Origin of the sequence: Mycobacterium sp. 1245852.3, assembly GCF_001669335.1 — a bacterium.
Taxonomy (GTDB): Bacteria; Actinomycetota; Actinomycetes; order Mycobacteriales; family Mycobacteriaceae; genus Mycobacterium; species Mycobacterium europaeum_A.
Window position 1 is genome coordinate 1 of the sequence record NZ_LZLL01000519.1, and the last position, 9,306, is coordinate 9,306.

Genomic DNA, 9,306 nt, shown 5'->3' on the forward strand with positions numbered 1-9,306 from the left:
TGTAACGACAGTGCGGGGTCCTACGGCTCTGCCGGGCGAAATCAGTGCGTCACGTCCGAGGTGGCGGCCATCGCCGCGCCGACGATCCCGGCCGTGTTGAGCAGGGCCGCGGCCACCACCGGGGTGCGGTTGGTCAGCAGCGGTACCCATTTGTCGGCCTTGCGGCTGATGCCGCCGCCCGCGATGAACAGGTCAGGCCATACCGCGTTCTCGATGCTCACCAGCACCTTGGTCACCTGCTTGGCCCACTTTTCGTAGGACCAGCCGTTGCGCTCCTTCACCGAGGACGCGGCCCGCTGCTCGGCCTCCTTGCCGCCGACCTCGAGATGGCCGAACTCGGTGTTGGGAATCAGCGTCCCGTTGTGAATCACCGCCGAACCGATCCCGGTGCCGAAGGTCAGCAACACCACCAGTCCCGACTGGCCTTTGCCCGCCCCGTAGTGCTCCTCTGCCAGCCCGGCCGCGTCGGCGTCGTTGAGGACGACGACGTCCTGACCGTCCAGTTCGGCCCTGATGATGTCGCGCGCGTTGGTGCCGATCCACGCCTTGTCCACGTTGGCCGCCGTCTGCACGACGCCGTGCGTGACGACCCCGGGATAGGTCACTCCCAGCGGGCCGGTCCAGCCGAAGGCGTCGACCACCTCGGCGATGGTCTTGGCGACCGCCGCGGGCGTCGCGGGCTGCGGGGTCAGCAGCTTCACCCGCTCGCCGATCAGCTGCCCGGTGTCCATGTCGACGATGCCGCCCTTGATGCCACTGCCGCCGACGTCGATGCCGAATCCGCGGCGCTGCGGCCTGCCGTCGCCGGCGGCGATGCCGGGCGTCTCCGTGGTCGAGTCGGTGCTGGTCATCGAATCTCCTCGGCGTGACTGGGCTGTCCGATCACCTTAGCGCCGCGGCGGTGCGGCCCGCGGCGTCTGCGCGACCCCCGGCGACTGTGATCGGATAGACCGGTGACCCCTTCCGATGACGAGCTTGTGGGGCTGCGATCGGTCGCCGAAACCTTGGCCGCGGAGGCCGCCGCGTTCGTGACGCGTCGGCGGGCAGAGGTTTTCGGCGCCGACGCGGGCTTGCAGACCTCCGACAGTGGCGCGGTGCGATCGAAGAGCACCCCGACCGACCCCGTGACCGTGGTCGACACCGAAACGGAACGGCTGCTGCGCGACCGGCTGGCCGAATTACGGCCTGGGGACCCGATTCTCGGCGAGGAAGGCGGCGGTCCCGACGATCCGGCGGGCACGCCGGCCGGGACGGTCACCTGGGTGCTCGATCCCATCGACGGCACAGTGAATTTCGTCTACGGCATCCCCGCCTACGCCGTGTCGATCGGCGCCCAGGTCGACGGCGAATCGATGGCGGGGGCGGTCGCCGACGTCGTCGGGAACCGGGTGTACTCGGCGGCGCTGGGCCTGGGCGCGCATGTCGCCGACGACGAGGGGACGCAGCCGCTGCAGAGCGCCGCCGTCGACGATCTGTCGATGGCGTTGCTGGGCACCGGTTTCGGCTATTCGCGCCAGCGCCGCGCGGCACAGGCGGCGCTGTTGGCGCGCATGCTGCCGGTGGTCCGCGATGTCCGCCGGATCGGTTCGGCGGCACTGGATCTTTGCATGGTCGCCTCGGGCCGGCTCGACGCCTTCTACGAGCACGGTCTGCAGGTGTGGGATCGCGCCGCGGGGGCGCTGATCGCCTCCGAGGCGGGAGCTCGGGTGGTCCTGCCCGCGCCCGGAGCGGCCGGGGCGGGCCTGGCGCTGGCCGCCGCGCCCGGAATCGCCGACGAACTGCTGGCCGTGCTGGAGCGCTTCAACGGCCTGGATCCGATTCTGGATTGACCGCCCGCGTCAGCAGCTGCTGGCGTGAATCTTGGCCAGCAGCGTGGGATCTGAGGGTTCGGTGGCGCCGGGACGCAGGGTGGCGAGCACGGCGTCGATGTCGTCGTTGTGCGCCAGCGCGCTGAAGTCGGTGCCCAGCGCCAGGTCGACGGAGTCGTCGGCGCGGTTGTCGTTGAACAGTTCGGTGCACGGCGCGACCAGCCACACGGCGGCCGCGGTGGCCTGTCCGGCGGTGCCGAAACGGATTTGGCCCTGACAGGTAAGCCTGGTGCCCGCATACAGCGGGTCGTTGGCGGCGGTCGGCTGGGCGAAGCCGAGGTCCTTCATGGCGCCGGCGACGTCGCCGGCCTGGCCGCCCCGGCCGCTGGCGTTGAGGACGCGAACCTTGGTGTCGGCCAGCTTGGCGGGCGTGACGTCCATCATGGCGCTGCGCGACACCTGCTCGCCGAGCTGGGCCGGCGCCGAACCGGCCGACTGCGGCGGGGGATTGCACACCGCGGCCTCGTGCACCTTGGCGGGGCGCGTCAGCGCGATCGTCCAGACGACGCCGGTGGCCACTGCGAGAAGAACCACCACGATGATGGCGGGCCGGGGGTTGCGGCGCCGAAAAGGCCGACCGTGCTTGTCAAACGCTGTACCCTCGGTGATTTGCGTGACCACAGGTGCACTCTAGCCGCACGCTAAACCCACTGTTCAGAGACGAGCGCAAGGGTGAAAATAGAGGTGTGACGTAAATCACACCTTAATGGGCCGCGATACGGGCACGAATCATTTGGTGGATGCGTTCGACGCTGGTACAAAGCGATGCTTGGATATCGCGGGCATGCAGAGGCAATAGGGCAGGGGAAGAGATATGCCTACCGACTATGACGCTCCACGGCGCACCGAGACGGACGACGTTTCGGAGGACTCGCTGGAGGAGCTCAAAGCGCGACGGAACGAGGCGGCTTCGGCCGTCGTCGACGTCGACGAATCTGAATCCGCTGAGAACTTCGAACTGCCGGGTGCCGACCTGTCCGGGGAAGAACTGTCGGTGCGCGTGATTCCGAAGCAGGCCGACGAGTTCACCTGCTCGAGCTGCTTTCTGGTGCAACACCGCAGTCGGCTGGCCAGCGAGAAGAACGGCGTGATGATCTGTACCGACTGCGCGGCCTGATAGCTGCGCCTACCGTGTCAGGGCCGACAGCACCCGCTCGGGGTGACGGCAGCTCACCAGCCAGTACGGCGTCGGATCGTCCGGGTCGTCGAGCACGACCAGGATCATCGGCCCCACCCATGCCCTGTGTAGGACGTACGCGGCCGGGTCGAGCTGGCGGCCCAGCGCCGCGGATTTGGCCGACGGGGCTATCTGCGCGGACCGGGCGATCGCGTTGACCGGCAGGTGCGCCGGGCCGGCCCACAGCTGCACTTCGCCGGGCGCGGTCGGGTCGCCGGTCACCCGGATCTCGATGCGGCCCAGCCACAATAGCGCCGCGGCCGCCACCGCGAACAGCGCCGCGTACGGCCACCAGGTCGATTGGCGGGTGACGCCCATGTTGAATTCGAAAGCGATGATGCCCGCGAGCGCAAAGGCCGGTGGCCACCACCACCACGGGACCCACAATCGTTCGCGATACCGCACGTTGTGCGGCGCGACGCGCGTATCGGACACGCAGTCAAGGGTAGTCTGTGCCCCCGTGTCGACCAGTCTGGCCATCGTGCGCCTTGACCCCGAGCTTCCGCTGCCCAGCCGCGCCCACGAGGGCGACGCCGGGATCGATCTGTACAGCGCCGAAGACGTCAAACTCGAGCCGGGGCGGCGCGCCCTGGTGCGAACGGGGGTCGCAGTCGCCATCCCGTTCGGCATGGTCGGCCTGGTGCATCCGCGGTCGGGTTTGGCTGCGCGAGTGGGACTTTCGATCGTCAACAGCCCGGGTACCATCGACGCGGGCTATCGCGGCGAGATCAAGGTTGCGCTGATCAACCTCGATCCGACCGATCCGATCGTGGTGCACCGCGGCGATCGCATCGCCCAGTTGCTGGTGCAGCGAGTCGAATTAGTGGAGTTGGTCGAGGTGTCGTCGTTCGACAAGGCCGGGCTGGCCGAAACATCCCGTGGCGATGGTGGTCACGGTTCCTCCGGCGGACATGCGAGTTTGTGATGGCATTCAGTAAGCGCACACCCAAAGACGACGACGCCACCAGCGCCGACACCTCGACGGCCGACGAGGTGGCGGCCCGCGACGCCGACGAGCCGGCCCCCGAGGAGCTCGAAGGACCGTTCGACATCGAGGACTTCGACGACCCGGCGGTCGCGGAGCTGGCCCGCCTAGACCTGGGCTCGGTGCTGATTCCCATGCCGGAGGCCGGGCAGCTGCAGGTCGAGCTGACCGAAACCGGTGTGCCGAGCGCGGTCTGGGTCGTCACGCCCAACGGCCGGTTCACCATCGCCGCCTATGCCGCGCCGAAGACGGGCGGCCTGTGGCGTGAAGTGGCCAGCGAGCTCGCCGAATCGCTGCGCAACGACTCGGCCCAGGTGAGCATCAAGGACGGCCCGTGGGGTCGCGAGGTGGTGGGCACCGCCACCGGCGTCGTGCGGTTCATCGGCGTCGACGGCTATCGCTGGATGATCCGCTGCGTCATCAACGGCCCCCACGAGACGATGGAAGCCCTGGAGCAGGAGGCGCGAGCGGCCTTGGCGGACACCGTGGTTCGGCGTGGCGACACGCCGCTGCCGGTGCGCACGCCGCTGACCGTGCAGCTGCCCGAGCCCATGGCCCAGCAGCTGCGCGAAGCCGCCGCCGCGCAGCAGCAGGCCGAGGGGCAGCAGGCGCCGTCCAACGAGCCGGCCGCGCGCCGCAGCGCCGACGGGTCGGCCATGCAGCAGCTGCGCACCACGACCGGCGGCTGAGCCGGCTTCGTGGCGCTGCCGCGGATGCGGCAGCAACATCCCAGCCGGGCGCTGCGGGTCGCCACCAGCGGGCTAGAGGTCGGCCAGCGCGCTCAGGCAGGCCGCACCCAGGGCGGCGGGATCGGCCCCGAACTGATCGAGCGTCACCGTGCGCAGCGCCGCGCGCGGCGCCGCCGCGACCCAGTCGATTCCGGCCTGTAACGGGTGGATCGGGTCGTCGACCGCGGACGCCACCCCCAGCGGCGCGGCCAGCCCGGCCAGCTCGTCGCAGCTCGGCGCGACATAGCCGGCCGCTTCTTCCATGGCGTCGGGCAGGTGTGGCCACTGGGCGCCCCACGACCGGGTCAGCTCGTCGGCCAGCCACGGCGGGCTGGACGCCCGCATCTGCGTGGTGGTGGCCGCCAGTCCGTCGGCGCGCAACTGTGACGCCGAATACCGCGCCGCCAGCGCCGCGGGCGCTGCCCCGGGGGCGCCGGCCCAGGCCGGCAGCGCGGCCAGCACCGCGATGGTGCGGTCCGGATGGGCCAGCGCCCAGGCGGCCGCCACCGCCGCGCCGATCGAGACCCCGCCCACCGCGACCGGCCCCCCGTGCGCCGCGCCGTCCAACGCCGCGAGATAGCCCTCGATCAACCGGTCGGGCCGCGGCGGCGGGGTCACCAGCAACGCCCCAACCTCGGATAGGGGACGGGAAAACGCCCGGTGAACGTAGTCGTCGTCGGAGCCGGTTCCGGGCAACAACACCGTCGTGACACCGCGCAGATCGACCACCACCACTAGATAGTGCCCCGCCGTTCATGCGCCCTCCAACACGAGGTTTGAGTCGGTTGGCGCTGGGGAACCAAGAGGTCTACGGTGTCCGTTGGCATAAATGGAAGCGTCGAGGCTTATCAGCATTGTCAGGAGTGGCCATGGGGGCCCAAGGGTATCTGCGCCGGCTGACCCGTCGGTTGACGGAGGATCCGGAGCAACTCGATTCGGAGGAACTGTCCGACGAGGTCGCAAGCACCGGCGCGCAACGCGCGATTGATTGCCAGCGGGGCCAGGAGGTCACGATGGTGGGCACGCTGCGAAGCGTCGAGTGCAACGGCAGGGCCTGCTCCGGCGGGGTCCGCGCCGAGTTGTTCGACGGCAGCGACACCGTCACGCTGGTGTGGCTGGGGCAGCGTCGCATTCCGGGCATCGACTCGGGCCGCACGCTGCGGGTGCGTGGGCGCCTCGGCAAGCTGGAGAACGGTAACAAGGCGATCTACAACCCGCACTACGAAATTCAGCGGTGACTGACCCCGAAGATCCGGGGGCAACCCCGCCGGAGTCGGGCACGTCCGAACTCATGAGCACCAACCGCATCAGCCCGGAACGCCTGCTCGCACAGGCGGGCGGGGTCAGCGGTGTCATCTATTCCTCGCTGCCGGTGGTGGTTTTCGTCATCGCCTCGAGCGTCTCGGGATTGGTTCCCGCGATCGTGGCCGCGCTGGCGGTGGCCGCGCTGATCCTGGTGTGGCGGCTGATCCGCCGCGACTCCCCGCAGCCGGCGTTCTCGGGTTTCTTCGGGGTCGCGCTGTGCGCGCTGATCGCCTACCTGCTGGGCGAGTCCAAGGGCTATTTCCTGCTGGGCATCTGGATGTCGCTGGTGTGGGCGGTCGTCGTCGCGGCGTCGGTGCTCATCCGCCGGCCCCTGGTGGGTTACGCGTGGAGCTGGGCCACCGGGCGCGGCGACCGCTGGCGCGAGGTGCCGCGGGCGGTCTACGCCTTCGACGTGGCGTCGGTGGGTTGGGTGCTGGTGTTCGCCGCGCGGTTCGTAGTGCAGGGACTGCTGTATGACGCCGACCGGACCGGTTGGCTGGCGGCGGCGCGGATCGGGATGGGCTGGCCGCTGACCGCGCTGGCCGCGCTGGCCACCTATGCGGCGATCAAGTCGGCGCAGCGCGCCATCGCCGCAGCCGATGCCCCCGCGGTCGAAATGGAGCCCGGCGCCGTCACCGACTGATCAGTCCTGATGGTGCCGACCCGCTACGCCCGGCTCCGCCGCGCTGGCGATCGCCACTAGCCGCCCGGGCTGTGGCTGCCCAGCAGCAGCTTCTGCAGGTCCTCTTCCGCCTCGGCGACGGCGACGAACAGCAGCTCGTCGCCGCCCTCCAGCGGCTCGTCCTCCTCGGGCACGATCACGCGCGGGCCACGCAGGATCGTCACCAGCGAGGTGTCGCGCGGCAGCTGCAGCTTGCGCACCGGCTTGCCGCCCCACGGCGTGTCGTCGGGCAGGGTGATCTCGACGAGGTTGGCCTGGCCCTTGCGGAATTCCATCAGCCGCACCAGATCTCCGACGGCGACGGCCTCTTCGATGAGCGAGGCCAGCATGCGCGGCGTCGACACCGCCACGTCGACCCCCCACGCGTCGGTGAACAACCACTCGTTGCGAGGGTCGTTGACCCGGGCCACCACCCGCGGGACCGCGAACTCGGTCTTGGCCAGCAGGCTCAGCACGACGTTGGCCTTGTCATCGCCGGTCGCGGCCACCACCACGTCGAACTCCTGCAGGTGCACCGACTCCAGCAGGCTCAGTTCGCACGCGTCGCCCAGCCGCCAGTGCGCGGCCGGGATCGCGTCGACGTCGACGTGATCGGGGTTGCGTTCGATCAGCGTCACGTCGTGGCCGTTGCCGATGAGTTCCCGGGTGACCGAGCGCCCGACCGCGCCGGCGCCGGCGACAGCTACCTTCATCGGCGCAGCTCCTCAACAAGGTGTTCGGTCGAATTCATCACAGCTCTTCGCTCGGTGGTAGCGCGGCGATGGCCACCGCCTCGGCGGCGCGGCCGGAGATCGCGGCCACATAAACCTGGTCGCCGGCCTGGATCACCGATTTGGGCTCCGGCAGCACGCCGGCGCCGAACCGGATCAGAAACGCGACCCGGGCGCCGGTGGCCTGCTCCAGGTCGGTGACCCGATGCCCGATCCAGTCCTCGTGCAGCACGACCTCGGACACGGCGACGGTGCCGGTCGGATCGCGCCACTTGGCCGTCTCCGACTCGCGCAGCAACGCGTTGAGCAGGCGGTCGGTGGTCCAGGGCACAGTGGCGATGGTGGGAATGCCGAGCCGCTCGTAGACCTCGGCGCGCTTGGCGTCGTAGATGCGGGCCACGACCCGCTTCACGCCGAAGGTCTCGCGCGCCAGTCGGGCCGAGATGATGTTGGAGTTGTCGCCGGACGACACCGCGGCGAACGCGTCGGCCTCCTCGATGCGGGCCCTCAGCAGCACGTCTCGGTCGAATCCCTGCCCCAGCACCCGCTCGCCGGCGTATTCGGGGCTGAGCCGGTTGAAGGCGGTGCTGTCCCGGTCGATGACCGCGACGTCGTGACCGATGCGGGAGAGCCCGTCGGCGACCGATGAACCGACCCGGCCGCAGCCCATCACCACTACTCGCAACTTGAGGTCCTCTCGGCCGCGTCAACCGGCAACCCACGTCGGCCAGCCGTTTCGGTCGGCGAACATTCTCCTACGAACGCTACCGCCAAACCCGTCTGGGCTTACTCTTGGCTCTCGTGTCCAAACTTTCAACCGCCACTCGTCGGTTGCTTATCGGCCGGCCGTTTCGCAGCGACCGGCTGAGTCACACTCTGCTGCCAAAGCGGATCGCCTTGCCGGTGTTCGCCTCCGACGCGCTGTCCTCGGTGGCGTATGCGCCCGAGGAGGTCTTCCTGATGCTCTCGGTGGCCGGGGTGACGGCGTACGCGCTGACACCCTGGATCGGGCTTGCGGTGGCCGCGGTGATGCTGGTGGTGGTGGCCAGCTACCGCCAGAACGTGCACGCCTACCCGTCCGGTGGCGGCGACTACGAGGTGGTCACCACGAACCTCGGCGACACCGCCGGCCTCGTGGTCGCCAGCGCACTGATGGTGGATTACGTTCTCACCGTTGCGGTCTCGACGGCCTCGGCGATGGCGAACATCGGCTCGGCGATCCCGATCGTGGCCGAGCACAAGGTGTTCTTCTGTGTGGCCTCCATCCTGCTGGTGATGGCGCTGAACCTGCGGGGGGTGCGCGAGTCGGGGGTGGCGTTCGCGGTGCCGACGTACGCGTTCATCATCGGGGTCCTGGTGATGATCGGCTGGGGGCTGTTCCGGATCTTCGTGTTGGGTAATCCGCTGCGGGCCGAGTCGGCCGGTTTCCAGATGCACGCCGAGCACGGCCAGGTCGTCGGTTTCGCCCTGGCGTTCTTGGTGGCGCGGTCGTTTTCCTCGGGGTGTGCGGCGCTGACGGGTGTCGAGGCGATCAGCAACGGGGTGCCGGCGTTCCAGAAACCCAAGTCGCGCAACGCTGCGACCACCCTGCTGATGCTCGGTGGCATCGCGGTGACGCTCTTGATGGGCATCATCGTGCTGGCCCAGAAGATCGGGGTTCAGCTGGTCGAGGACCCCGCGACGCAGCTGGGCGGCGCGCCGAAGGGCTACTACCAGAAGACCTTGGTCACCCAGCTCGCCCAGACGGTGTTCGGGAGCTTTCACATCGGGTTTCTGCTGATCGCCACGGTGACCGCGCTGATCCTGGTGCTGGCGGCCAACACCGCGTTCAACGGGTTCCCGGTGCTCGGC

General features: G+C 69.4%; 13 protein-coding genes. 7 read left to right on the forward strand and 6 right to left on the reverse strand.

What is annotated here, in order from left to right; all coding sequences use genetic code 11:
• Positions 1 to 41 precede the first annotated feature (41 nt).
• Positions 42 to 851, reverse strand: coding sequence for a polyphosphate--glucose phosphotransferase (gene ppgK, locus A9W96_RS23730; protein ID WP_066860703.1), 810 nt, complete (start codon positions 849 to 851; stop codon positions 42 to 44).
• A gap of 102 nt (positions 852 to 953) precedes the next feature.
• On the opposite strand from ppgK, the gene A9W96_RS23735 reads away from it, so the two are divergent.
• Positions 954 to 1,829: an inositol monophosphatase family protein gene (locus A9W96_RS23735; RefSeq protein ID WP_066860700.1), complete on the forward strand. Its 876-nt coding sequence runs from the start codon at positions 954 to 956 to the stop codon at positions 1,827 to 1,829.
• A 9-nt stretch (positions 1,830 to 1,838) separates the two neighbouring features.
• On the opposite strand, the gene cei is transcribed toward A9W96_RS23735, so the two are convergent.
• Positions 1,839 to 2,489: an envelope integrity protein Cei gene (cei, locus tag A9W96_RS23740; protein ID WP_066860698.1), complete on the reverse strand. Its 651-nt coding sequence runs from the start codon at positions 2,487 to 2,489 to the stop codon at positions 1,839 to 1,841.
• Positions 2,490 to 2,682: 193 nt separating this feature from the next.
• Between cei and A9W96_RS23745 the strand changes: the two genes are divergently transcribed.
• Complete coding sequence (locus A9W96_RS23745) at positions 2,683 to 2,985, forward strand: DUF4193 domain-containing protein (RefSeq protein ID WP_036468275.1); 303 nt, start codon at positions 2,683 to 2,685, stop codon at positions 2,983 to 2,985.
• Positions 2,986 to 2,994: 9 nt separating this feature from the next.
• On the opposite strand, the gene A9W96_RS23750 is transcribed toward A9W96_RS23745, so the two are convergent.
• Positions 2,995 to 3,480, reverse strand: coding sequence for a DUF3093 domain-containing protein (locus A9W96_RS23750; RefSeq protein ID WP_067143561.1), 486 nt, complete (start codon positions 3,478 to 3,480; stop codon positions 2,995 to 2,997).
• 25 nt (positions 3,481 to 3,505) lie between these two features.
• Between A9W96_RS23750 and dut the strand changes: the two genes are divergently transcribed.
• Both dut and A9W96_RS23760 read left to right on the forward strand, forming a co-directional pair.
• Complete coding sequence (gene dut / locus A9W96_RS23755) at positions 3,506 to 3,970, forward strand: dUTP diphosphatase (protein ID WP_066879778.1); 465 nt, start codon at positions 3,506 to 3,508, stop codon at positions 3,968 to 3,970.
• Positions 3,970 to 4,719: a DUF3710 domain-containing protein gene (locus tag A9W96_RS23760; RefSeq protein WP_369830863.1), complete on the forward strand. Its 750-nt coding sequence runs from the start codon at positions 3,970 to 3,972 to the stop codon at positions 4,717 to 4,719. Before dut ends, A9W96_RS23760 begins: the two co-directional genes overlap by 1 nt.
• 72 nt (positions 4,720 to 4,791) lie before the next feature.
• Here the strand turns inward: A9W96_RS23760 and A9W96_RS23765 are convergent, their stop codons facing one another.
• Complete coding sequence (locus tag A9W96_RS23765; protein WP_067143566.1) at positions 4,792 to 5,490, reverse strand: hypothetical protein; 699 nt, start codon at positions 5,488 to 5,490, stop codon at positions 4,792 to 4,794.
• Positions 5,491 to 5,627: 137 nt separating this feature from the next.
• On the opposite strand from A9W96_RS23765, the gene A9W96_RS23770 reads away from it, so the two are divergent.
• Together A9W96_RS23770 and A9W96_RS23775 are read left to right on the forward strand one after the other, a co-directional pair.
• Entirely contained in the window at positions 5,628 to 5,996 is a 369-nt protein-coding gene (locus A9W96_RS23770) for an OB-fold nucleic acid binding domain-containing protein (protein WP_066860686.1), read from the forward strand.
• Positions 5,997 to 6,049: 53 nt separating this feature from the next.
• Positions 6,050 to 6,706: a DUF3159 domain-containing protein gene (locus tag A9W96_RS23775; RefSeq protein ID WP_066879784.1), complete on the forward strand. Its 657-nt coding sequence runs from the start codon at positions 6,050 to 6,052 to the stop codon at positions 6,704 to 6,706.
• 56 nt (positions 6,707 to 6,762) lie between these two features.
• On the opposite strand, the gene A9W96_RS23780 is transcribed toward A9W96_RS23775, so the two are convergent.
• Together A9W96_RS23780 and A9W96_RS23785 are read right to left on the reverse strand one after the other, a co-directional pair.
• Positions 6,763 to 7,437 carry a TrkA family potassium uptake protein gene (locus A9W96_RS23780; protein WP_066860680.1) on the reverse strand — a complete coding sequence of 225 codons (675 nt, stop codon included), beginning with the start codon at positions 7,435 to 7,437 and terminating at the stop codon, positions 6,763 to 6,765.
• A gap of 37 nt (positions 7,438 to 7,474) precedes the next feature.
• Entirely contained in the window at positions 7,475 to 8,140 is a 666-nt protein-coding gene (locus tag A9W96_RS23785; RefSeq protein ID WP_156748749.1) for a TrkA family potassium uptake protein, read from the reverse strand.
• Between the two features lie 116 nt (positions 8,141 to 8,256).
• On the opposite strand from A9W96_RS23785, the gene A9W96_RS23790 reads away from it, so the two are divergent.
• A partial coding sequence (locus A9W96_RS23790; RefSeq protein WP_156765386.1) for an APC family permease occupies positions 8,257 to 9,306 on the forward strand: 1,050 nt, incomplete at its 3' end.

Excerpts from the sequence above, each read along its gene's own strand:
- ppgK (WP_066860703.1), bottom strand. The coding sequence starts at position 851 with ATGACCAGCACCGACTCGACCACGGAGACGCCCGGCATCGCCGCCGGC.
- A9W96_RS23745 (WP_036468275.1), top strand. The coding sequence starts at position 2,683 with ATGCCTACCGACTATGACGCTCCACGGCGCACCGAGACGGACGACGTT.
- A9W96_RS23760 (WP_369830863.1), top strand. The coding sequence starts at position 3,970 with ATGGCATTCAGTAAGCGCACACCCAAAGACGACGACGCCACCAGCGCC.
- A9W96_RS23770 (WP_066860686.1), top strand. The coding sequence starts at position 5,628 with ATGGGGGCCCAAGGGTATCTGCGCCGGCTGACCCGTCGGTTGACGGAG.
- A9W96_RS23775 (WP_066879784.1), top strand. The coding sequence starts at position 6,050 with ATGAGCACCAACCGCATCAGCCCGGAACGCCTGCTCGCACAGGCGGGC.
- A9W96_RS23780 (WP_066860680.1), bottom strand. The coding sequence starts at position 7,437 with ATGAAGGTAGCTGTCGCCGGCGCCGGCGCGGTCGGGCGCTCGGTCACC.